At 69.2% G+C, this 23,718-nt stretch carries 21 protein-coding genes; all 21 read left to right on the top strand.

What is annotated here, in order from left to right; all coding sequences use genetic code 11:
* Nucleotides 1-115 precede the first annotated feature (115 nt).
* Nucleotides 116-1,408: a homoserine dehydrogenase gene (locus ACIBNA_RS34415; protein ID WP_399169101.1), complete on the top strand. Its 1,293-nt coding sequence runs from the start codon at nt 116-118 to the stop codon at nt 1,406-1,408.
* A gap of 6 nt (nt 1,409-1,414) precedes the next feature.
* On the top strand, nt 1,415-2,473 hold the full coding sequence (thrC, locus tag ACIBNA_RS34410; protein WP_399169100.1) for a threonine synthase: 1,059 nt from the start codon (nt 1,415-1,417) through the stop codon (nt 2,471-2,473).
* Between the two features lie 294 nt (nt 2,474-2,767).
* Nucleotides 2,768-3,697 carry a homoserine kinase gene (gene thrB / locus ACIBNA_RS34405; RefSeq protein WP_399169099.1) on the top strand — a complete coding sequence of 310 codons (930 nt, stop codon included), beginning with the start codon at nt 2,768-2,770 and terminating at the stop codon, nt 3,695-3,697.
* A gap of 403 nt (nt 3,698-4,100) precedes the next feature.
* The gene (gene rho / locus ACIBNA_RS34400; protein WP_399169098.1) at nt 4,101-6,122 is read left to right on the top strand and encodes a transcription termination factor Rho; all 2,022 of its coding nucleotides are present in this window, start codon (nt 4,101-4,103) and stop codon (nt 6,120-6,122) included.
* A gap of 131 nt (nt 6,123-6,253) precedes the next feature.
* Entirely contained in the window at nt 6,254-8,047 is a 1,794-nt protein-coding gene (locus ACIBNA_RS34395) for a trypsin-like serine protease (protein ID WP_399169111.1), read from the top strand.
* Nucleotides 8,048-8,256: 209 nt separating this feature from the next.
* Nucleotides 8,257-9,393, top strand: a complete 1,137-nt coding sequence (locus ACIBNA_RS34390) for an LCP family protein (RefSeq protein WP_399169097.1) — start codon at nt 8,257-8,259, stop codon at nt 9,391-9,393.
* 211 nt (nt 9,394-9,604) lie between these two features.
* Nucleotides 9,605-9,826, top strand: a complete 222-nt coding sequence (gene rpmE, locus ACIBNA_RS34385; RefSeq protein WP_333933958.1) for a 50S ribosomal protein L31 — start codon at nt 9,605-9,607, stop codon at nt 9,824-9,826.
* 106 nt (nt 9,827-9,932) lie between these two features.
* On the top strand, nt 9,933-11,009 hold the full coding sequence (prfA, locus tag ACIBNA_RS34380) for a peptide chain release factor 1 (RefSeq protein WP_399169096.1): 1,077 nt from the start codon (nt 9,933-9,935) through the stop codon (nt 11,007-11,009).
* A gap of 88 nt (nt 11,010-11,097) precedes the next feature.
* Nucleotides 11,098-11,937 carry a peptide chain release factor N(5)-glutamine methyltransferase gene (gene prmC / locus ACIBNA_RS34375; protein WP_338783158.1) on the top strand — a complete coding sequence of 280 codons (840 nt, stop codon included), beginning with the start codon at nt 11,098-11,100 and terminating at the stop codon, nt 11,935-11,937.
* A 61-nt stretch (nt 11,938-11,998) separates the two neighbouring features.
* Nucleotides 11,999-12,646, top strand: coding sequence for an L-threonylcarbamoyladenylate synthase (locus ACIBNA_RS34370; protein ID WP_020272587.1), 648 nt, complete (start codon nt 11,999-12,001; stop codon nt 12,644-12,646).
* On the top strand, nt 12,643-13,323 hold the full coding sequence (locus tag ACIBNA_RS34365) for a protein-tyrosine-phosphatase (RefSeq protein WP_274819608.1): 681 nt from the start codon (nt 12,643-12,645) through the stop codon (nt 13,321-13,323). The genes ACIBNA_RS34370 and ACIBNA_RS34365 overlap by 4 nt, the downstream gene beginning before the upstream one ends.
* 71 nt (nt 13,324-13,394) lie before the next feature.
* Nucleotides 13,395-14,633, top strand: coding sequence for a serine hydroxymethyltransferase (glyA, locus tag ACIBNA_RS34360; RefSeq protein ID WP_399169095.1), 1,239 nt, complete (start codon nt 13,395-13,397; stop codon nt 14,631-14,633).
* A gap of 129 nt (nt 14,634-14,762) precedes the next feature.
* Nucleotides 14,763-16,106, top strand: a complete 1,344-nt coding sequence (locus ACIBNA_RS34355; RefSeq protein ID WP_399169094.1) for an undecaprenyl/decaprenyl-phosphate alpha-N-acetylglucosaminyl 1-phosphate transferase — start codon at nt 14,763-14,765, stop codon at nt 16,104-16,106.
* Between the two features lie 297 nt (nt 16,107-16,403).
* Nucleotides 16,404-16,841 (top strand): hypothetical protein, encoded by a 438-nt coding sequence (locus tag ACIBNA_RS34350; RefSeq protein ID WP_399169093.1) that lies wholly within the window; start codon nt 16,404-16,406, stop codon nt 16,839-16,841.
* A gap of 273 nt (nt 16,842-17,114) precedes the next feature.
* Entirely contained in the window at nt 17,115-17,885 is a 771-nt protein-coding gene (gene atpB, locus ACIBNA_RS34345) for a F0F1 ATP synthase subunit A (RefSeq protein ID WP_274822174.1), read from the top strand.
* Between the two features lie 77 nt (nt 17,886-17,962).
* Nucleotides 17,963-18,196: an ATP synthase F0 subunit C gene (gene atpE, locus ACIBNA_RS34340; RefSeq protein ID WP_143636214.1), complete on the top strand. Its 234-nt coding sequence runs from the start codon at nt 17,963-17,965 to the stop codon at nt 18,194-18,196.
* Nucleotides 18,197-18,237: 41 nt separating this feature from the next.
* On the top strand, nt 18,238-18,786 hold the full coding sequence (locus ACIBNA_RS34335; RefSeq protein ID WP_274819616.1) for a F0F1 ATP synthase subunit B: 549 nt from the start codon (nt 18,238-18,240) through the stop codon (nt 18,784-18,786).
* Nucleotides 18,783-19,598, top strand: a complete 816-nt coding sequence (locus ACIBNA_RS34330; RefSeq protein ID WP_399169091.1) for a F0F1 ATP synthase subunit delta — start codon at nt 18,783-18,785, stop codon at nt 19,596-19,598. The genes ACIBNA_RS34335 and ACIBNA_RS34330 overlap by 4 nt, the downstream gene beginning before the upstream one ends.
* Nucleotides 19,599-19,722: 124 nt before the next feature.
* Nucleotides 19,723-21,312, top strand: a complete 1,590-nt coding sequence (gene atpA / locus ACIBNA_RS34325; RefSeq protein ID WP_399169090.1) for a F0F1 ATP synthase subunit alpha — start codon at nt 19,723-19,725, stop codon at nt 21,310-21,312.
* Between the two features lie 21 nt (nt 21,313-21,333).
* A complete protein-coding gene (locus ACIBNA_RS34320; protein WP_399169089.1) occupies nt 21,334-22,251 on the top strand; it encodes a F0F1 ATP synthase subunit gamma in 918 nt (305 codons plus the stop codon).
* Nucleotides 22,252-23,688, top strand: coding sequence for a F0F1 ATP synthase subunit beta (atpD, locus tag ACIBNA_RS34315; RefSeq protein ID WP_399169087.1), 1,437 nt, complete (start codon nt 22,252-22,254; stop codon nt 23,686-23,688).
* Nucleotides 23,689-23,718: the final 30 nt, after the last annotated feature.

Raw genomic sequence — 23,718 nt, 5'->3', positions numbered from 1 at the left:
TCTGCCGCCCCGGGAAAATGAAATAGATGTCTCACGATCCGGACCGGGGGCAGAAACTCCCGTCCGGTGAGTGAGACTGGTTCCACCGTAGACGGTAATGAGGAAACGAGGTCGGATGATGCGTACGCGTCCGCTGAAGGTGGCGCTGCTGGGCTGTGGAGTGGTCGGCTCAGAGGTGGCGCGCATCATGACGACGCACGCCGACGACCTCACGGCCCGGATCGGGGCGCCCGTGGAGCTGGCGGGCGTGGCCGTGCGGCGGCCCGACAGGGTCAGGGAAGGCATCGACCAGGCCCTCGTCACCACCGACGCCACCGCTCTCGTCAAACGCGGCGACATTGATGTCGTCGTGGAGGTGATCGGCGGGATCGAGCCCGCGCGGACCCTCATCACCACCGCCTTCGAACACGGCGCTTCCGTCGTCTCGGCCAACAAGGCGCTGCTCGCCCAGGACGGGGCGGCCCTGCACGCCGTCGCCGAGGAGCACGACAAGGACCTCTACTACGAGGCCGCCGTCGCTGGTGCCATCCCGCTGATCCGGCCGCTGCGCGAGTCCCTCGCCGGCGACAAGATCAACCGGGTGATGGGCATCGTCAACGGCACGACCAACTTCATCCTCGACAAGATGGACTCGACCGGGGCCGGCTACCAGGAGGCCCTCGACGAGGCCACCGCCCTGGGGTACGCCGAAGCCGACCCGACCGCCGACGTCGAGGGCTTCGACGCCGCCGCCAAGGCCGCCATCCTCGCCGGTATCGCCTTCCACACGCGCGTGCGCCTCGACGACGTCTACCGCGAGGGCATGACCGAGGTCACCGCAGCCGACTTCGCCTCCGCCAAGGAGATGGGCTGCACCATCAAGCTGCTCGCCATCTGCGAGCGGGCCGAGGACGGGGCGTCCGCCACCGCGCGCGTGCATCCCGCGATGATCCCGCTGAGCCACCCGCTGGCCTCCGTGCGCGGCGCCTACAACGCTGTGTTCGTCGAGTCCGACGCCGCCGGGCAGCTCATGTTCTACGGCCCCGGAGCGGGCGGTTCCCCTACGGCCTCGGCCGTCCTCGGCGACCTCGTCGCCGTCTGCCGCAACCGGCTCAACGGAGCGACCGGACCGGGCGAGTCCGCCTACGCGGCCCTGCCGGTGTCGCCGATGGGCGACGTGGTCACGCGCTACCACATCAGCCTGGACGTGGCCGACAAACCGGGTGTTCTCGCCCAGGTCGCGACCGTTTTCGCCGAGCACGGTGTCTCGATCGATACGGTTCGCCAGCAGGGGAAGGACGGCGAGGCGTCCCTCGTCGTCGTCACCCATCGTGCGTCCGACGCCGCCCTCACCGGGACCGTCGAGGCGTTGCGCAAGCTCGACACCGTGCGTGGTGTCGCCAGCATCATGCGGGTTGAAGGAGAGTAACCAGCAATGACCCACCAGTGGCGCGGAATCATCGAGGAGTACCGGGACCGGCTGCCGGTATCCGACACCACGCCGGTCGTGACGCTCCGTGAGGGCGGCACGCCGCTCGTGCCCGCGCAGGTGCTCTCCGAGCGCACGGGCTGCGAGGTCCACCTCAAGGTGGAGGGAGCGAACCCGACCGGTTCCTTCAAGGACCGCGGTATGACCATGGCCATCACCAGGGCCAAGGAGGAGGGTGCCAAGGCCGTCATCTGCGCCTCCACCGGCAACACGTCGGCCTCCGCCGCCGCGTACGCCGTGCGGGCCGGGATGGTCTGTGCCGTGCTCGTGCCGCAGGGCAAGATCGCGCTCGGCAAGATGGGCCAGGCCCTCGTGCACGGCGCGAAGATCCTCCAGGTCGACGGCAACTTCGACGACTGCCTCACGCTCGCGCGCGGCCTGAGCGACAACTACCCCGTGGCGCTGGTCAATTCGGTCAACCCGGTACGTATCGAGGGCCAGAAGACGGCCTCGTTCGAGATCGTGGACATGCTCGGCGACGCGCCCGACATCCACGTCCTGCCGGTGGGCAATGCGGGCAACATCACGGCCTATTGGAAGGGCTACAAGGAGTACGCCGCCGACGGGGTGGCCACCCGGACCCCCCGGATGTGGGGCTTCCAGGCCTCCGGCAGTGCCCCGATCGTGCGTGGCGAGATCGTCAAGGACCCGTCGACCATCGCCACCGCCATCCGCATCGGCAACCCGGCCTCGTGGCAGTACGCGCTCGCCGCGCGGGACGAGTCGGGCGGCTTCATCGACGAGGTGACGGACCGTGAGATCCTGCGCGCCTACCGGCTGTTGGCCTCGCAGGAGGGTGTCTTCGTCGAGCCGGCGTCCGCCGCGTCCGTCGCGGGTCTGCTGAAGGCCGCCGAGCAGGGCAAGGTCGACCCGGGGCAGCGGATCGTGTGCACCGTCACGGGCAACGGGCTGAAGGACCCCGACTGGGCCGTCGCCGGTGCCCCGCAGCCGGTCACCGTCCCCGTCGACTCGGCGGCCGCGGCGGAGCGCCTCGGACTGGTCTGACGTGCGCCGACGCGCCGAGCGCCGGTGTAACGCCCGACACGTTCCGGCGTAAGGCGGCGCTCGCCCGGGGAGGTTCCCTACGGGGGGTGCACAGGGGGCTTACGACACGCATCGTGCGCCTCCTGTGCGCCCTATGTCGCCACAGAACCTTCCTTCGATAGGCTGTACTGAACCCGCCCGCCGCATATGCCGCGGAGCCGCGCCGTCTCCGCGGCCCCCAGGGTTCTCGTACACCATCGAATGTCCATCCCACGTCATTCGACAATCACGCAGCTCAAGGAGAGTCATCGAGCGATGGCCGGTCCAGCGTTCCGCGCCGCCGCCGTCCGGGTGCGCGTCCCCGCCACCAGCGCCAACCTCGGCCCGGGCTTCGACGCCCTCGGCCTCGCGCTGGGGTTGTACGACGACGTGGTCGTCCGGGTGGCCGACTCCGGGCTGCACATCGACATCGCGGGTGAGGGCAGCGAGACGCTCCCGCGCGACGAGCAGCACCTTCTCGTACGTTCCCTGCGCACCGCCTTCGATCTGCTGGGCGGACAGCCGCGCGGCCTGGAAATCGTCTGCGCCAACCGCATTCCGCACGGCCGGGGCCTGGGCTCCTCATCGGCCGCCATCTGCGCCGGCATCGTCGCCGCGCGTGCCGTGACCATAGGCGCCGAGGCCAAGCTCGACGACACCGTGCTGCTGGAACTCGCCACCGAGATCGAGGGCCACCCCGACAACGTCGCCGCGTGCCTGCTGGGCGGCTTCACGCTGTCCTGGATGGAAGGCGGCGCGGCCCGGGCGATCAGGTTGGAACCCGCCGATTCCATCGTTCCGGTGGTTTTCGTGCCCGGAAAGCCGGTACTCACCGAAACCGCGCGCGGCCTGCTCCCGCGCTCCGTGCCGCACGTCGACGCCGTCACCAACGCGGGCCGGGCCGCCCTGCTCGTCGAGGCCATGACGCGACGCCCCGAGCTGCTGCTGCCGGCCACCGAGGACCGCCTGCACCAGGAGTACCGCGCCCCGGCGATGCCCGAGAGCGCGGCTCTGGTGGAGCGGCTGCGGGCCGAGGGCGTCCCCGCGGTCATCTCCGGCGCCGGCCCCACGGTCATGGCGCTGGCCGACCCGGGCACCGCCGACAAGGTCGAGGCCCTGGCGGGCGCCGACTGGGCGGCGAACCGGCTGAGCCTCGATCCGCAGGGCGCGAGCGTGCTGCCGCTCGCGACCTCCGGTGACATTTAACAAGCGCACGGTTGCCGGATTTCGAGAGGGGGAATGTTTGTTGGATCCGGTAGTGTTAATCTCAAGTCTGCACCCGACCCCACCATGGCGAGGTGCCTCGTGTCCCCGTCCGGGACAGACATTCTTCCGGGAGCCCCCAAAGCCGCACTGTGTTCCGTACGTCGGACCGTACGTCGTACACGGACACTGAGCGGGGCGCAGGGCACGCTCCGGAACCGGTGCGACCACGCCGCGTGACACTGACACTGGGTGCCGCGGCATACGGAAGCGCCATCACCAGATTCCTCCGCCGCTGAGGCGGACCACCGCCCCGGCACGGTTCACACCACACGGACCGAAGCCGGACAGCACAACCGGTCGCCGAGCCAGACAGGCCGACGTCCGCTCCAGGGAAGGACCCTTCGTGAGCGACACCACCGATCTGATGGGCGCACGTGTCGAGGAGACCGCTGCCGCGCCCGCCACGGACGCCTCCGCGCCTGCCACCGGTGCCGGCTCCCGGCGGCGCCGCGGTACCGGCCTCGAGGGCATGGTGCTGGCCGAGCTGCAACAGGTCGCATCCGGCCTCGGCATCAGGGGCACCGCGCGTATGCGCAAGAGCCAGCTGATCGAGGTCATCAAGGAGGCGCAGGCGTCCGGCGGCGCCGCTCCGGCCGCGAAGGCCGAGGCCCCCGCCGAGACCAAGCCGAAGCGCCGCGCCACCTCCCGGACCCGTACGGGGGACAACGCCGAGAAGGCGGAGAAGAAGGCGGACGCGAAGCAGGCCTCCGAGGCCCCCGCCGAGAAGGCCGACAAGGCCGAGAAGGCCGTGGCCCAGCAGCAGATCGAGATCCCCGGCCAGCCTGCCAGCGACGACGCGCCCTCCGAGCGCCGCCGTCGCCGGGCCACCGCCGACGCCGGCTCCCCGGCTGCCGCTGCCGAGACCGTTGCCGCCGAGGCGAAGAACGAGTCCAAGGGCGAGCCGCAGGCGCAGCAGCAGTCCCAGAACGACGCCAAGTCCGACGCCGGCGACGGCGGCGAGGGCCGTCGTCGCGACCGCCGTGACCGCGGCCGGGACCGGGACCGGGACCGTGACCGTGACCGTCGTGGCAACAAGGGCGACGACCAGCAGGGCGGCCAGCGCGGCCAGCAGAACCAGCAGCAGGGCGGCGGCCGTCAGGACCGTGACCGTCAGCAGGACGACGACGACTTCGAGGGCGGTCGGCGTGGGCGTCGCGGGCGTTACCGCGACCGCCGTGGCCGTCGCGGCCGTGACGAGGTCAGCGAGCCGCAGATCGCCGAGGACGACGTCCTGATCCCCGTCGCGGGCATCCTGGACATCCTCGACAACTACGCCTTCATCCGCACGTCCGGCTACCTGCCCGGCCCGAACGACGTGTACGTCTCCCTCGCCCAGGTCCGCAAGAACGGCCTGCGCAAGGGCGACCACATCACCGGTGCCGTCCGCCAGCCGAAGGAAGGCGAGCGCCGCGAGAAGTTCAACGCGCTGGTCCGCCTGGACTCCGTCAACGGCATGGCGCCCGAACACGGCCGTGGCCGCCCGGAGTTCAACAAGCTCACGCCGCTGTACCCGCAGGACCGGCTCCGCCTGGAGACCGACCCGGGCGTGCTGACCACCCGCATCATCGACCTCGTGTCGCCGATCGGTAAGGGCCAGCGCGGTCTGATCGTGGCCCCGCCGAAGACCGGCAAGACCATGATCATGCAGGCGATCGCCAACGCGATCACGCACAACAACCCCGAGTGCCACCTGATGGTCGTCCTCGTCGACGAGCGTCCGGAAGAGGTCACCGACATGCAGCGGTCGGTCAAGGGCGAGGTCATCTCCTCGACCTTCGACCGCCCGGCCGAGGACCACACGACGGTCGCGGAGCTCGCCATCGAGCGTGCGAAGCGGCTGGTCGAGCTCGGTCACGACGTGGTCGTCCTGCTGGACTCCATCACGCGTCTGGGCCGTGCGTACAACCTCGCCGCCCCGGCCTCCGGCCGCATCCTGTCCGGTGGTGTCGACTCGACGGCGCTGTACCCGCCGAAGCGCTTCTTCGGTGCGGCCCGCAACATCGAGGACGGCGGCTCGCTGACCATCCTCGCCACCGCCCTGGTGGACACCGGGTCCCGCATGGACGAGGTCATCTTCGAGGAGTTCAAGGGCACGGGTAACGCCGAGCTCAAGCTCGACCGGAAGCTCGCCGACAAGCGCATCTTCCCGGCGGTGGACGTCGACGCGTCCGGCACCCGTAAGGAAGAGATCCTGCTCGCCAACGACGAGCTCGCCATCGTCTGGAAGCTGCGCCGGGTGCTGCACGCCCTCGACCAGCAGCAGGCGGTCGAGCTGCTTCTCGACAAGATGAAGCAGACGAAGTCGAACGCCGAGTTCCTGATGCAGATCCAGAAGACGACGCCGACGCCCGGCAACGGCGACTGAGACAGGCACGGCGCACAGGGCCGCCCCCGTTCACATGCGACGGGAGCGGCCCTTTGTGGTGTTCATGTGCATGTAGGATCACGCTCTCTTCGAACTTGTGATCCCGAGGGGGGACATTCGTGGGTAGAACCATGCCCGGGGGCGGTCGGCACAGACGCCGGATACGTATCGCCGTTCCCGTCGCCGCGGCCGGTGTCGCCGCCGCCGTGGCCGCCGCGCTGCTGACGACGTCCGCCGGTGCGGCCACCGCACTGCCGCAGCCGACAATCAAGCCCGCCACCAGCTCACCGTCGCTCGCCGAGCTGGAGAAGCGCGTCGCCGGCGCCATGGCCGGTGACGACGTCGCCGGGAAGACGAACAAGGCCTCGCTCAGCGCGAGCACGAACACGAGCCCTTCCACCGTCGACCCGAAGGTCATCGGCGGCAACGAGACCACCATCACCTCGGCCCCGTGGATGGCGCAGCTCCACTACTACGACGGCCGGGGCACCTCGGGCACGAGCGACGACATCGGCTTCTTCTGCGGCGGCGCCGTGGTCGCACCGACGAAGATCCTCACCGCCGCGCACTGCGTCAAGGGCTACAACTGGAACGCCAACGGCGCCATCGTCACCGGCACCTCCCAGCTGCCCTCGGCCGACGGCAGCGACCTGCACGGCGGCACCGTCACCGGCGTCTGGCGGCAGTGGAACCACCCGTCGTACAACGCGACGACCATCGACAACGACATCGCGGTGCTCACCCTGCCCGTCCCGGTCAAGGCCACCCCGATCCGTATGACGACGTCCGGCGACACCACGTCGTACAAGGCGGGCACCAGCGCCAAGGTCTACGGCTGGGGCCGCACCAGCTCCACCAGCGACGCCATCTCCGAGACGCTGAAGACGGCCACGCTGCCCGTCCAGTCCGACACCACCTGCGCCGGCTACTACGGCGGGGACTTCGTCAAGGGGCACATGGTCTGCGCGGGCGAGCCCGCCACCGGCAGCGACGCCGGCACCGTCTCCGCCTGCAACGGCGACTCCGGCGGCCCGCTGGTCGTGAACAACCGGATCGTCGGTGTCGTGTCCTGGGGCGTGACGGACTGCGTCGCCAAGAGCGCCTACAGCGTCTTCAGCAAGGTCAGCTCGTACGTCGGCGCGACCTACCCGAGGGTCGACGACACCAACATCAGCGGCGACCACAAGGCCGACCTGTGGGTGCGCAACGCCTCAACCAAGACCGGCTACTCCAAGGACTCCAAGGGCACGTCCTTCGCCGCCCGCGAGTCCTGGGGCAACTGGAACGGCTTCAACGTCGTCCTCCAGACGGACCTCGACCGGGACGGCTACCAGGACCTGGTCTACCGGCGCAGCAGCGACGGCGACCTCTTCTGGACCCACTACGTGATCTCCAGCGGCACCTGGTCCACCAAGCAGCTCGCCGACAACTGGAAGACCCGCACCCGCATCATCACCCCCGGTGACGTCACCGGCGACTACCTGCCCGACCTGCTCTCGGTCGACTCCGCGGGCGTGATGTGGATCTACCCGGGCAAGGGCAACGGCACCTTCGCGCCCCGCGTGAAGGTCGGCTCCGGCTGGAACCAGTACAACTCCGTGCGCGGCCACGGCGACTTCACCGGGGACGGCAAGACCGACCTGATCGCCCGCAGCTCATCGGGCAGCTACGTGTACCTCTACAAGGGCACCGGCCAGGCCGGCTCGGGCGCCTTCTCGGCCCGGGTCAAGGTGCGCACCTGGAGCGGCTACAACGCCTTCGACGCGACCGGCGACATCACCGGCGACGGCAAGGCCGACTTCCTGGCCCGCACCCCGGGCGGCACGCTCTACCTGTACCCGGGCACCGGCAAGGCGACCAGCGAGATCTTTGCCACAAGGGTGTCCGTCGGTACCGATTTCAAGCAGTACGACATCTTCGGCTGAAACCGCAGGTGAGCGAGGTACCCCTCGCTGTGACGAACACACACTGTGCCCACCGCCGCACGCGGTGGGCACAGTCCGTTGTGCAACCCTTTCCCGAGTTTCTCCGTCTGACCAGGCGGAGGGACGATGGTGCCAGGAGCAGGTCCCCGACCGTTCACGCCTGGTACTGACCGCAGGGGGTAACCGACCGTAGACGAGCTGAGGAGCACATGTCTGCCGAGAGCACGCCGGGTCCGGGCATACCGGACGATACCGGCGCCACCGGGCCGCGCCACCGCGCCAAGGGCCGACGCCGCAAGCCCGGCAAGCGTCACAGGGGCCTGATGGCGACGGCCTGGACCGCCGCGGGCATCGTCGTCCTGGGCGGCGCGGGGGCGGGTTACCTGTACTTCAAGCTCAACGGCAACCTGAAGAGCGTCGACATCGACCAGGCCCTCGGCACGGACCGCCCCAAGAAGGCCGACAACGGCTCGGAGAACATCCTCGTCCTCGGCTCCGACACCCGCGCCGGCGGCAACAAGAAGCTCGGCGGCGGCACCGACGACGGCAGCGCCCGCTCCGACACGGCGATGATCGTGCACGTCTACAAGGGCCACAAGAAGGCCAGCGTGGTCTCCATCCCGCGTGACACCCTCATCGACCGGCCCGCGTGCACGGACACCAAGGGCGACGAGCACCCCGCCGCGAACGGCGTGATGTTCAACTCCGCGTACTCCACCGGCGGGGCCGCCTGCGCCGTGAAGACCGTCGAGTCGATCACCGACCTGCGCATGGACCACTACCTGGAGGTCGACTTCGCCGGCTTCCAGAAGCTCATCGACGACCTCGGCGGCGTCGAGGTCACCACGACCAAGAGCATCGACGACCCCGACAGCCACCTGAAGCTGAGGGCCGGCACCCACAGACTCGACGGCGAGCAGGCCCTCGGCCTGGTCCGCACCCGCCACGGCGTCGGCGACGGCTCCGACCTGGGCCGCATCCAGCTCCAGCAGGCCTTCATCAAGGCCCTGGTCAACCAGGTCAAGGACGTCGGCGTCTTCACCGACCCCAAGAAGCTGCTCGACCTCGCGGAGACCGCGACCAAGACGGTGACGGCCGACTCCGACCTCGGCTCGGTCAGCAAGCTCGCGTCCTTCGCGGGCAGCCTCAAGAGCATCACCCCGTCCAACATGCACATGGTCACGATGCCGGTGGCCTACGACCCGGCAGACCCCAACCGCGTCCTCCTCCAGAAGAAGAAGGCCGACCAGATCTGGAAGGCCCTGGAGAACGACAAGCCGATCCCGAAGAGCGCGACGAAGGGCACGGCAACGGGCGAAGCCAAGGGCGTCGTGAGCGGCTCCTGAGGGCAGCGCCCAAGGGGCGCGGGGCTGTATCGATGTGCGGCTCCGCCGCGTGGGCGCGCCAAGCCCCCACCGGGCCCGCAGGGAACAAACAACGGCGACCCCCGGTTTTGGGAGAAGGCACCAGTCCTGGCAGACTGGTACGTCGGCCCCGGTTCACGCTCCCGCAGCCCGCGGCAGCGACCCGGCGCCCTCCCGAAACCTAGGAGACACCTTGAAGCGCGACATCCACCCCGCGTACGTCGAGACGCAGGTCAGCTGCACCTGCGGCGCGTCGTTCACCACCCGCAGCACCATCGAGTCCGGCACGATCCGCGCCGATGTCTGCTCCGAGTGCCACCCGTTCTACACGGGCAAGCAGAAGATCCTCGACACCGGTGGCCGCGTGGCCCGCTTCGAGGCCCGCTTCGGCAAGGCCGCCGGCTCCAAGAAGTAGCGAGCCCCATTTCGCCGGTCCGCGGCGCGCCCCCTCACCGGGCGCTCCGGGACCGGCGTTTTTGGTCGCCCGCCCCTTCACCCCCGCCAGTACACAGGAGCCCAAGATGTTCGAGGCCGTCGAGGAACTCGTCGCCGAGCACGCCGACCTGGAGAAGAAGCTCGCCGACCCGTCGGTCCACTCCGACCAGGCAAACGCGCGCAAGCTGAACAAGCGTTACGCCGAGCTCACCCCGATCGTCGCCACGTACCGCTCCTGGACGCAGACGGGCGACGACATCGAGACCGCGCGCGAATTCGCCGCCGACGACCCCGACTTCGTGGCCGAGGTCAAGGAGCTGGAGCAGCGGCGCGAGGAGCTGACCGAGAAGCTGCGCCTTCTCCTCGTCCCGCGCGATCCCAGCGACGACAAGGACGTCATCCTGGAGATCAAGGCGGGCGCGGGCGGCGACGAGTCGGCCCTGTTCGCCGGCGACCTGCTGCGCATGTACCTGCGGTACGCCGAGCGCGTCGGCTGGAAGACCGAGATCATCGACGCCACCGAGTCCGAGCTGGGCGGCTACAAGGACGTCCAGGTGGCCGTGAAGACCAAGGGTGGCCAGGGTGCGACGGAGCCGGGACAGGGCGTGTGGGCCCGTCTGAAGTACGAGGGCGGCGTGCACCGCGTGCAGCGCGTCCCCGCCACCGAGTCCCAGGGCCGTATCCACACCTCCGCCGCCGGTGTCCTCGTCACTCCCGAGGCCGAGGAGGTCGACGTCGAGATCAATCCGAACGACCTCCGCATCGACGTCTACCGCTCCTCCGGGCCGGGCGGACAGTCCGTCAACACCACCGACTCCGCCGTGCGCATCACGCACATCCCGACCGGAGTCGTCGCCTCCTGCCAGAACGAGAAGAGCCAGTTGCAGAACAAGGAGCAGGCACTGCGTATCCTGCGCTCCAGGCTGCTCGCCATGGCACAGGAGGAGGCGGAGAGGGAGGCCGCCGACGCCCGCCGCAGCCAGGTCCGCACCGTCGACCGCTCCGAGAAGATCCGCACGTACAACTTCCCGGAGAACCGCATCTCGGACCACCGCGTCGGCTTCAAGGCGTACAACCTGGACCAGGTGCTGGACGGCGACCTCGCCGCGGTGATCCAGGCCTGCGTCGACGCGGACTCGGCGGCGAAGCTCGCGGCCGCGTAGGACCCACAGGAGTATCCACAGGAGTACCGAGTACCGGAGGACTTGCGTGCAGCAGTCATTTGGGGGGCGACCCCCAAGCCCCCGCAGCGTGCTGCTCGCGGAGGTGGCCCAGGCCACCCAGCGGCTCGCCGACGCCGGCGTGCCCTCGCCGCGCACCGACGCGGAGGAGCTCGCCGCGTTCGTGCACGGCGTCAAGCGCGGCGAGCTGCACTCCGTCAAGGACTCCGACTTCGACGCCCGCTACTGGGAGGTCATCGCCCGCCGCGAGGCCCGCGAGCCGCTCCAGCACATCACCGGGCGGGCCTACTTCCGGTACCTGGAACTCCAGGTCGGCCCCGGGGTGTTCGTACCGCGGCCCGAGACGGAGTCCGTGGTCGGCTGGGCCATAGACGCCGTACGGGCCATGGACGTCGTCGAGCCGTGCATCGTCGACCTGTGCACCGGCTCCGGCGCCATCGCGCTCGCCCTCGCCCAGGAGGTGCCGCGCTCGCGTGTGTACGCCGTGGAGCTGTCCGAGGACGCCCTCAGGTGGACCCGCAAGAACGTGGAGGGGTCCAGGGTCGAACTGCGTCAGGGAGACGCCCTGACGGCCTTCCCGGACCTCGACGGCCAGGTCGACCTCGTCATCTCCAACCCGCCGTACATCCCGCTCACCGAGTGGGAGTACGTCGCCCCCGAGGCGCGGGACTACGACCCCGGCCTGGCCCTGTTCTCCGGCGAGGACGGCCTCGATCTCATCCGCGGCCTGGAACGCACGGCGCACCGGCTGCTGCGCCCCGGCGGCGTCGTGGTCGTGGAGCACGCCGACACCCAGGGCGGCCAGGTGCCGTGGATCTTCGCCGAGGACCGCGGCTGGACCGACGCAGCCGACCATCCGGACCTGAACAACCGCCCGCGTTTCGCCACGGCCCGCAAGGCACTGCCGTGAGCGCACCACAGTCTTCGCAGACTTCGTCCCAGCAGCACGTGTACGAGGAGGCCAGCTAAAGATGGCACGGCGATACGACACCAACGACGCGACCGACCGTGTGACCGGTCTGCGTGAGGCAGCGTCCGCCGTCCGCCGTGGCGAGCTCGTGGTGCTGCCGACGGACACGGTGTACGGCATCGGCGCCGACGCGTTCTCCTCGGAGGCGGTCGCCGACCTGCTCGAGGCCAAGGGCCGGGGCCGCAACATGCCCACCCCCGTGCTCATCGGCTCACCGAACACGCTGCACGGGCTCGTCACGGACTTCTCGGAGCTGGCCTGGGAGCTGGTCGACGCCTTCTGGCCGGGCGCGCTGACGCTCGTCGCCAAGCACCAGCCGTCCCTCCAGTGGGACCTGGGCGACACCCGGGGCACGGTCGCCGTGCGCATGCCGCTGCACCCGGTCGCCATCGAGCTGCTGACGGAGGTCGGCCCGATGGCCGTCTCCTCCGCCAACCTGACCGGCCACCCGGCGCCGGAGGACTGCGACGCCGCGCAGGAGATGCTCGGCGACTCCGTCTCCGTCTACCTGGACGGCGGCCCGACGCCCGGCAACGTCCCGTCGTCGATCGTCGACGTGACGCGTGAGGTGCCGCTGCTGCTGCGCGCCGGCGCGCTCTCCGCGGAAGAGCTGCGAAAGGTCGTACCCGACCTCGAGGTGGCGAATTGACGGCCCCTGGAGCGGGGCGTGGCATAGGCAACGGGGAAAGCGCGGCGGAGATCACGACGACCTTCGTGGGACTTCCGCGCGACAGCTTCCGCATCCTCCACGTCAGCACCGGCAACGTATGCCGCTCGCCCATCACCGAGCGGCTGACCCGCCATTTCGTGCGGGAGCGGCTCGGGATCCTGGGCGGCGGGCTGATCGTGGAGAGCGCGGGCACCTGGGGTCACGAGGGCGCCCCCATGGAGGCCAACGCGGAGACCGTGCTGGCCGACTTCGGCGCGGACGCCTCCGGCTTCGTCGGCCGCGAGCTCCTCGACGAGCACGTGATCCGCGCCGACCTGGTGCTGACCGCAACCCGGGACCACCGGGCGCAGGTCATCTCCATGGGGCACTCGGCGGGCCTGCGGACCTTCACGCTCAAGGAGTTCACCCGCCTGGTGAAGGCCATCGACCCGGCGACCCTGCCGCCCCTGGAGGAGGGCGTGGTCACCCGCGCGCGTGCGCTGGTGCGTGCCGCGGCGGCTCTACGCGGGTGGCTGCTGGCCCCGAACGCCGAGGCGGACGAGGTGTACGACCCGTACGGGGCGCCCCTGACGTTCTTCCGGTCCATCGGGGACGAGATACACCAGGCACTCGATCCGGTCGTCACGGCCCTGACGGGCGTCCCCGCAAAGACGTAACGACCGAGCGCCCGAGGGGCCCCGGGCCTACATTGGACGTACGTCACCGTCGACGCCGCCCGGAGCCCATCATGACGGTCACCCCTGCCATCGAGGCAGACCTCCTGCGCCGCCAGGACCCCGAACTCGCCGACATCCTGCTCGGCGAGCGGGAGCGGCAGGCGACCACGCTCCAGCTGATCGCCGCCGAGAACTTCAGCTCGCCGGCCGTCCTGGCCGCCCTCGGCTCGCCGCTCGCGAACAAGTACGCCGAGGGCTACCCGGGAGCGCGCCACCACGGCGGCTGCGAGATCGTCGACGTCGCCGAACGCGTCGCCGTGGACCGGGCCAGGGCGCTGTTCGGTGCCGAGCACGCCAACGTGCAGTCCCACTCCGGCTCTTCGGCCGTCCTGGCCGCCTACGCCGCCCTGCTGCGCCCCGGCGACACCGTCCTCGCCCTCGGCCTGCCCTACGGCGGCCATCTCACGCACGGCTCGCCGGCCAACTTCTCCGGCCGCTGGTTCGACTTCGTCGGATACGGCGTGGAGGCCGAGTCCGGACTGATCGACCACGACCAGGTGCGCACCCTGGCCCGCACGCGCCGGCCGAAGGCGATCGTGTGCGGCTCGATCGCCTACCCCCGGCACATCGACTACGCGTTCTTCCGCGAGGTCGCCGACGAGGTGGGCGCCTACCTCGTCGCGGACGCCGCGCATCCCATCGGGCTCGTCGCCGGGGGAGCGGCGCCGAACCCGGTGCCGTGCGCGGACATCGTCTGTGCGACGACCCACAAGGTGCTGCGGGGTCCGCGCGGCGGCATGATCCTGTGCCGAGCGGAGCTGGCCGAGCGGGTCGACCGGGCCGTGTTCCCTTTCACACAGGGCGGCGCGCAGATGCACACCATCGCCGCCAAGGCGGTCGCGTTCGGGGAGGCGGCAACACCGGCGTTCGCCGTGTACGCCCATCAGGTGGTCGCCAATGCGAGGGTTCTCGCGGCCCGGCTGGCCGCCGAGGGCCTGGTCGTCACCACGGGCGGCACGGACACCCATCTGATCACCGCCGACCCGGCACCGCTCGGCGTCGACGGCCGCACCGCCCGGGGCCGTCTCGCCGCGGCCGGCCTGGTCATGGACTGCTGCGCGCTGCCGCACGGCGACGCCCGGGGGCTCAGGCTGGGCACGGCCGCCGTCACCACGCAGGGCATGGGCGAGGCGGAGATGGCGCGGATCGCCGAGCTGCTCGCGGGGGTGCTCAGGGGCGTGACCGAGACCGTGAGGGCCCGTGAAGAAGTGCGGGAGCTGGCCGGTGGATTTCCGCCGTATCCGGCTTGAGTCGGGGTAAGCGCACCAGGGTGCACAGCTACTCGTGCAACCATCGTCGCTACCCGGAAGTCCCCACTCGTATGCGCGCATCGCTAGGGTGTGGGGCTGTGATGGCCAGCGAGACCTGTGGGGAAGCCCGTGCGTGAATACCTGCTGACGCTCTGCATCACGGCCGCGGTGACGTATCTGCTGACAGGGCCGGTACGGAAGTTCGCGATCGTGGCCGGAGCGATGCCGGAGATCCGGGCACGTGACGTGCACCGGGAACCCACTCCGCGGCTCGGCGGGATCGCGATGTTCTTCGGCCTGTGCGCGGGCCTGCTGGTCGCCGACCACCTGACCAACCTCAGTCAGGTCTTCGAGACGTCGAACGAACCCCGGGCGCTGCTGTCCGGGGCGGCGGTGATCTGGCTGATCGGTGTGCTGGACGACAAGTTCGAGATCGACGCCCTGATCAAGCTGGGCGGCCAGATGATCGCCGCGGGCGTGATGGTCGTACAGGGTCTGACGATCCTGTGGCTGCCGATCCCGGGCATCGGCTCGGTCGCGCTCACCCAGTGGCAGGGCACCCTGCTGACGGTGGCGCTGGTGGTCATCACCATCAACGCGGTCAACTTCGTCGACGGCCTGGACGGCCTCGCGGCCGGCATGGTCTGCATCGCGGCCACCGCGTTCTTCCTGTACGCCTACCGGATCTGGTACTCCTACGGCATCGAGGCCGCCGCCCCCGCCACTCTCTTCTCGGCGATCCTGATGGGCATGTGCCTGGGCTTCCTGCCGCACAACATGCACCCGGCGCGGATCTTCATGGGCGACTCCGGCTCCATGCTGATCGGCCTGGTCCTGGCCGCCGGCGCGATCTCCGTCACCGGCCAGGTCGACCCGGACGCGCTCAACCTGTACGTCGGGTCGGAGAAGGAGGCCGTGCACCAGACGGTCCCCGTCTACATCCCGCTGCTGCTGCCGCTGACGATCATCGCGGTGCCGGCCGCCGACCTGATCCTGGCGATCGTGCGCCGCACCTGGCGCGGCCAGTCGCCGTTCGCGGCCGACCGCGGCCACCTGCACCACCGCCTGCTGGAGATCGGCCACTCGCACAGCCGGGCCGTGCTGATCATGTACTTCTGGTCGGCGCTGATCGCCTTCGGGGCGCTGGCCTACTCGGTCAACTCGGCGTCCATGTGGATCGTGCTCGGCATCGTGTTCCTCAGCGCGATCGGCCTGGCCCTGCTCCTGCTGCCGCGCTTCACGCCGCGCGCCCCGCGCTGGATGGAGCAGTTCGTGCCGCCGCGCTACCGGCGCCGCGGGGTCCCGGCCCTGGCACCCGAGGCCTCGACGCCGGCGTCCGCCGCCGAGCAGCCGGCCTCGGTCGCGCGTGAGAACCACGCCCCGGTCGTGTCCGGGGTCTCAGGAGTCAACGGGGCCACCGCCGTTGGTGCCCGTTCGCGGCTGGCGGACCGGCGTAAGGCCGGGACAAGGTAAGAATCTGACTAGAGCATTGCCAAGTCGTGGGGTTGCGATGGGGGAGCGAAGCGTCCCAATACCAGACAAGTCGGCAGTGTTCTCGCTCAGACGCGCATGTTCACTCTCATGTGTGACGGTGCGCACACCTTCAGGTAAAGACTGCATCAAATAGTTTGTGATACGGTTCACGAGAACCCCCGGATAGAGCCGAAGGGCCGTAGTGCGACGGCCCATTGGTGTGAGGTCTCCACTCAGCCCGGGACTACGCTCGTCCATGACGACACCCCTGCCCCCTGCGAAAGCGGAGTTGCCGCCATGCCGTCCAATGACGCCCGGATTCTGGCCCAGGCCGCCGTGCCCACGGCTGCCGTCGGTGCTGTTGCCGCCGTCATCAGTGGTGTGGTTGCCGGCGGCAAGGGAGCGATCGGGGCGGTCGTCGCGACGCTCGTGGTGATCCTGTTCATGGGGATCGGTCTCTACGTCCTGCGGCGCACTGCCAAATCGCTTCCGCACCTTTTCCAGGCGATGGGCCTGATGCTCTACGCGGCGCAGATCCTTCTGCTGTTCGTCTTTGTCGCGGCGTTCAAGAACACGACGCTGTTCGACCCCAAAGCCTTCGCTATCACGCTCGTCGTCGGCACCCTCGCATGGATCGCCGCGCAGACGCGTGCCCACATGAAGGCCAAGATCCTTTACGTCGAGCCCGATTCGACGACGGGCGGGAAGCCCGAAAAGTCGGGGCACTCGTCGTGAGGGGTAGGCCCGGGATAAAGAGGCAAGAGATCTCCTGCTATCGTCCGGTGCCAACTGCGGCATCGCGGGCGCGGGCATCCGAGCTGACGCCTGCTCCCTCGCGAGGCGAGATGCCCCCCAGCCGCCCCCACATCCGTAACACCAGTCCCGTGCCGAACCGCGGCTCTGTGCCGCGCCGACACAACGAGGTTGCCGTACCCATGCGTCACGCCGAAGGAGCCCGCGGTGAGTGCTGACCAGACCCAGCTCGCCTTTGACTGGAGCTGTCGGATCATGTCCGACAACGGGTGTGGTTTTCCGGCTCCGGGCCTGCACTCGTTCCTCTTCAAGCCGATCGCCACGGTTGGAGGGTTCGAGTTCAACAAGGTGATGCTGCTCGCGGTCATCACCACCCTGCTTGTCGTCACCTTCTTCACGCTCGCCTTCGGCAAGGCGAAGGTGGTGCCGGGCAAGCTCCAGATGATCGGCGAGGCAGGCTACGACTTCGTCCGCCGCGGCATCGTCTACGAGACCCTCGGTAAGAAGGAGGGCGAGAAGTACGTCCCCCTGATGGTCTCGCTGTTCTTCTTCATCTGGATCATGAACATCTGGTCCGTGATCCCACTGGCCCAGTTCCCGGTGTCGTCGATCATCGCCTACCCGATGGTGCTGGCCGCCATCGTCTACGTGGTGTGGGTCTCGCTGACCTTCAAGCGGCACGGTTTCGTCGGCTTCTTCAAGAACGTCACCGGCTACGACAAGGAACTCGGCCCGGTTCTCCCGCTCGTGATGGTCATCGAGTTCTTCTCGAACCTGCTCGTTCGACCCTTCACGCACGCGGTCCGACTCTTCGCCAACATGTTCGCCGGCCACCTGATGCTGGTGATGTTCACCGTCGCCTCGTGGTACCTGCTGAACAGCTGGCTGATCCCGGCCGCCGGTGTCTCCTTCGTCATGACGATGGTCATGATCCTCTTCGAGCTCTTCGTGCAGGCCGTCCAGGCGTACGTCTTCGTCCTGCTTGCCTGCTCGTACATCCAGGGCGCTCTCGCCAAGCACCACTGAGCCGCTCCGCCCCACAAGCCCCAAGAACGTCCGGTGGCCAACCCCCGCCGGTCCATGAAAGAGAAGGAAGAATCAGCATGGCTGCCCTTGAGACCCTCGCCGCCGTCGAAGGCAACATCGGTTCCATCGGCTACGGCCTCGCCGCCATCGGCCCCGGCGTCGGCGTCGGCATCATCTTCGGCAACGGCACCCAGGCCCTGGCCCGCCAGCCCGAGGCGGCCGGTCTGATCCGTGCCAACCAGATCCTCGGCTTCGCCTTCTGTGAGGCGCTCGCCCTCATCGGCATCGTCATGCCGTTCGTCTACAACTGACGAACGCTGACGAGCCGAACCTTTCGACGAAAGGCACTGATGTGATCGCCAACCTGGTGCAGCTGGCGGCCGAGGAAGAGCAGAACCCGCTCATTCCTCCGGGCCCCGAGCTGCTCGTCGGCACCATCGCCTTCGCCATCGTGTTCTTCTTCTTCTGGAAGAAGCTGCTTCCGAACATCAACAAGGTTCTGGAGGAGCGCCGCGCGGCGATCGAAGGCGGTATCGAAGAGGCCGAGACCATGAAGGTCGAGGCCCAGAGCGTCCTTGAGCAGTACAAGGCACAGCTCGCCGAGGCCCGGCACGAGGCCGCGCGTCTGCGCCAGGAGGCGCAGGAGCAGGGTGCCGCCCTCATCGCCGAGATGCGGGCCGAGGGCCAGCGGCAGCGCGAGGAGATCGTCGCCGCCGGTCACGCCCAGATCGAGGCCGACCGCAAGGCCGCCTCGTCCGCGCTCCGCCAGGACGTCGGCAAGCTCGCCACCGACCTGGCCGGCAAGCTCGTCGGCGAGTCCCTCGAGGACCACGCCCGCCAGAGCCGCGTGATCGACCGGTTCCTCGACGACCTCGAGGAGAAGGCCGAGGCCGGCCGATGAACGGAGCGAGCCGCGAGGCCCTGGCAGCCGCACGCGAGCGTCTCGACGCGCTGACGGACTCCACGTCCGTGGACGCCGGCTCGCTCGCCGACGAGCTGGCCGCCGTCACCGCGCTGCTCGACCGCGAGGTGTCGCTGCGTCGGGTCCTCACCGACCCGGCGCAGGCCGGTGAAGCCAAGGCCGAACTGGCCCAGCGCCTGCTCGGCACCCAGGTCAGCGGCCCGGCCGCCGACCTGGTCGCCGGAATGGTGCGCTCCCGCTGGTCGCAGTCGCGCGACCTGGTGGACGCACTGGAGACGCTGGCCGACACCGCCGACCTCACCGCCGCGCAGAAGGCGGGCAAGCTCGACGACGTCGAGGACGAGCTGTTCCGCTTCGGGCGGATCGTCTCCGGCAGCACCGAGCTGCGCGCCGCGCTGACCGACCGCAAGGCCACCACCTCGGCCAAGAGCGCGCTGCTGCGCAGCCTGCTCGGCGGCCGGGCGCAGGCGGCCACCGAGCGTCTGGTGACGCGCCTTGTGACCGCGCCGCGGGGACGTAGCCTGGAGTCGGGACTGGAGTCCCTGTCCAAGCTCGCCGCCGAGCGCCGGGACCGCATGGTCGCCACCGTCACCTCGGCGGTACCGCTGAGCGACGCGCAGAAGCAGCGCCTGGGCGCCGCCCTCGCGAAGCTCTACGGCCGCAAGATGCACCTCAACCTGGACGTGGACCCCGAGGTCCTCGGCGGGATCCGGGTGCAGGTCGGCGACGAGGTCATCAACGGCTCCCTCGCGGACCGCATCGAGGACGCCAGCCGCCGGCTCACGAGCTGAGCAGCAACTCAATAGGCAGTACGTACTTACGACGGCCCTGGTTGGGCCGTGCAGAAGAATCCTGGGGGTCGCCCCCAGACCCCCTAAGAAACTTCGGGCCCAACAAGGAGAGCAGGGAACCCAGATGGCGGAGCTCACGATCCGGCCGGAGGAGATCCGGGACGCGCTGGAGAACTTCGTCCAGGCGTACAAGCCGGACGCGGCCTCGCGCGAGGAGGTCGGTACGGTCACCTTTGCCGGCGACGGCATCGCGAAGGTCGAGGGCCTGCCCTCGACCATGGCCAACGAGCTGCTGAAGTTCGAGGACGGCACCCTCGGCCTCGCCCTCAACCTCGAGGAGCGCGAGATCGGCTGCGTCGTCCTCGGCGAGTTCAGCGGCATCGAGGAGGGGCAGCCGGTCAGCCGTACCGGCGAGGTCCTGTCCGTCGCGGTCGGCGAGGGCTACCTCGGCCGCGTGGTGGACCCCCTCGGCAACCCGATCGACGGCCTCGGCGAGATCGAGACCGACAGCCGTCGCGCCCTGGAGCTGCAGGCTCCGGGCGTCATGGTCCGTAAGTCGGTGCACGAGCCGATGGAGACGGGCTACAAGGCCGTCGACACCATGACCCCGATCGGCCGTGGCCAGCGTCAGCTGATCATCGGCGACCGCCAGACCGGCAAGACCGCCCTGGCCGTCGACACGATCATCAACCAGCGCGACAACTGGCGCACCGGCGACCCGGACAAGCAGGTCCGCTGCATCTACGTCGCCATCGGCCAGAAGGGCTCCACCATCGCCGGCGTGCGCGGCGCTCTGGAGGAGGCCGGCGCGCTGGAGTACACGACCATCGTCGCCGCCCCGGCGTCCGACCCGGCCGGCTTCAAGTACCTGGCGCCGTACACCGGTTCGGCCATCGGCCAGCACTGGATGTACCAGGGCAAGCACGTCCTGATCATCTTCGACGACCTGTCGAAGCAGGCCGACGCCTACCGCGCCGTGTCGCTGCTGCTGCGCCGCCCGCCGGGCCGTGAGGCCTACCCGGGTGACGTCTTCTACCTGCACTCCCGGCTGCTGGAGCGCTGCGCCAAGCTCTCCGACGAGATGGGCGCCGGCTCGATGACCGGTCTGCCGATCGTCGAGACCAAGGCCAACGACGTCTCGGCGTTCATCCCGACCAACGTCATCTCCATCACCGACGGCCAGTGCTTCCTGGAGTCGGACCTGTTCAACGCCGGTCAGCGCCCCGCGCTGAACGTCGGTATCTCGGTCTCCCGAGTCGGTGGCTCCGCCCAGCACAAGGCGATCCGCCAGGTCTCCGGCCGTCTGCGTGTGGACCTCGCCCAGTTCCGTGAGCTGGAGGCGTTCGCCGCCTTCGGTTCCGACCTGGACGCCGCGTCCAAGGCGCAGCTGGAGCGCGGTCAGCGCATGGTCGAGCTGCTGAAGCAGCCGCAGTACCAGCCGATGGCCACCGAGGACCAGGTCGTCTCCATCTGGGCCGGCACCACCGGCAAGATGGACGAGGTTCCGGTCGCCGACATCCGCCGCTTCGAGAAGGAGCTGCTGGAGTACCTGCACCGCAAGGAGCAGGGGCTGCTGACCTCCATCCGCGAGGGCGGGAAGATGTCGGACGACACCCTCCAGGCCATGGCCGACGCCATCGCGGAGTTCAAGAAGCAGTTCGAGACCTCCGACGGCAAGCTGCTCGGCGAGGACGCCCCGGCTGCCGGCAAGTGACGTAAGGAAGGGACCTGACTCATGGGAGCCCAGCTCCGGGTCTACAAGCGTCGCATCCGATCCGTCACCGCGACCAAGAAGATCACGAAGGCGATGGAGATGATCGCCGCCTCGCGCGTCGTCAAGGCGCAGCGCAAGGTGGCGGCGTCCACGCCGTACGCGACCGAGCTCACCCGGGCGGTCGCGGCGGTCGCCACCGGATCGAACACCAAGCACCCGCTGACGACGGAGCCGGAGAACCCGACCCGTGCCGCGGTCCTGCTCCTCACGAGCGACCGCGGTCTGGCCGGCGCCTTCAACTCCAACGCCATCAAGGCCGCGGAGAGGCTCACCGCGCGTCTGGAGGGTGAGGGCAAGGAGGTCGTCAGCTACATCGTCGGCCGCCGTGGTGTCGCCCACTACAACTTCCGCGAGCGCAAGATCGCGGAGTCGTTCACGGGCTTCACCGACGACCCGTCGTACGCGGACGCCAAGAAGGTCGCGGCCCCGCTGATCGAGGCCATCGAGACGGAGACGGCCGAGGGCGGCGTGGACGAGCTCCACATCGTCTACACCGAGTTCGTGTCGATGATGACGCAGACGGCCATCGAGGCCCGGCTGCTGCCGCTCAGCCTCGAAGAGGTCGAGAAGGAGGCCAAGCCCAAGGGCGAGATCCTCCCGCTGTTCGACTTCGAGCCCTCGGCGGAGGACGTCCTGGACGCCCTGCTGCCGCGCTATGTGGAGAGCCGGATCTACAACGCGCTGCTCCAGTCGGCCGCCTCCAAGCACGCCGCCACGCGGCGCGCGATGAAGTCGGCCACCGACAACGCCGGAGAGCTCATCGAGACGCTCACCCGGCTTGCCAACCAGGCCCGCCAGGCCGAAATCACCCAGGAAATCAGCGAGATCGTCGGTGGCGCCAGTGCCCTGGCCGACGCGACCGCGGGGAGTGACCGATAAATGACCACCACTGTTGAGACCGCGACGGCTACGGGCCGCGTCGCCCGGGTCATCGGCCCGGTCGTCGACGTGGAGTTCCCCGTCGACGCGATGCCTGAGATCTACAACGCCCTGCACGTCGAGGTCGCCGACCCGGCGCTCGCGGGCGAGAAGAAGACGCTGACCCTGGAGGTCGCCCAGCACCTGGGTGACGGCCTGGTCCGCGCGATCTCCATGCAGCCCACCGACGGCCTGGTCCGCCAGGCTCCCGTAGTCGACACCGGCGTGGGCATCAGCGTCCCGGTCGGCGAGTTCACCAAGGGCAAGGTGTTCAACACCCTCGGTGAGGTGCTGAACAGCGACGAGGCCTACGAGGGCGAGCGCTGGTCCATCCACCGCAAGGCCCCCGCGTTCGACCAGCTCGAGTCGAAGACCGAGATGTTCGAGACGGGCCTGAAGGTCGTCGACCTTCTCACCCCGTACGTCAAGGGCGGCAAGATCGGTCTGTTCGGTGGTGCCGGTGTCGGCAAGACCGTGCTGATCCAGGAAATGATCATGCGTGTCGCCAACCTCCACGAGGGCGTGTCCGTCTTCGCGGGCGTCGGTGAGCGCACCCGTGAGGGCAACGACCTCATCGCGGAGATGGAAGAGTCCGGCGTTCTGGACAAGACCGCCCTGGTCTTCGGGCAGATGGACGAGCCCCCGGGCACCCGTCTGCGCGTGGCCCTGGCCGGCCTGACGATGGCGGAGTACTTCCGTGACGTCCAGAAGCAGGACGTGCTGTTCTTCATCGACAACATCTTCCGCTTCACCCAGGCCGGTTCCGAGGTGTCGACCCTGCTCGGCCGTATGCCCTCCGCGGTGGGCTACCAGCCGAACCTGGCCGACGAGATGGGCGTCCTCCAGGAGCGCATCACCTCGACCCGTGGTCACTCGATCACCTCGATGCAGGCGATCTACGTCCCCGCGGACGACCTGACCGACCCGGCCCCGGCCACCACCTTCGCCCACCTCGACGCGACGACGGTGCTCTCCCGTCCGATCTCCGAGAAGGGCATCTACCCGGCCGTGGACCCGCTGGACTCCACGTCCCGGATCCTCGACCCGCGGTACATCTCGGCGGACCACTACAACGCCGCGATGCGCGTGAAGAGCATCCTGCAGAAGTACAAGGACCTGCAGGACATCATCGCGATCCTCGGTATCGACGAGCTCGGCGAGGAGGACAAGCTCGTCGTCCACCGTGCCCGTCGCGTGGAGCGCTTCCTGTCCCAGAACACCCACGCCGCCAAGCAGTTCACCGGCGTGGACGGTTCGGACGTGCCGCTGGACGAGTCGATCGCCGCGTTCAACGCGATCTGCGACGGCGAGTACGACCACTTCCCGGAGCAGGCGTTCTTCATGTGCGGTGGTCTCGAGGACCTGAAGAAGAACGCGCAGGAGCTGGGCGTCTCCTGAGCCTCGCGCTCGATGTGAGCTCGTGCTCAC

This window comes from Streptomyces sp. NPDC050164 (assembly GCF_044459945.1).
In the GTDB taxonomy this organism is placed as follows: domain Bacteria; phylum Actinomycetota; class Actinomycetes; order Streptomycetales; family Streptomycetaceae; genus Streptomyces; species Streptomyces coeruleorubidus_A.
The sequence above is the reverse complement of the archived record's forward strand: the minus strand, read 5'-3'. Positions and strand labels throughout refer to the sequence as shown.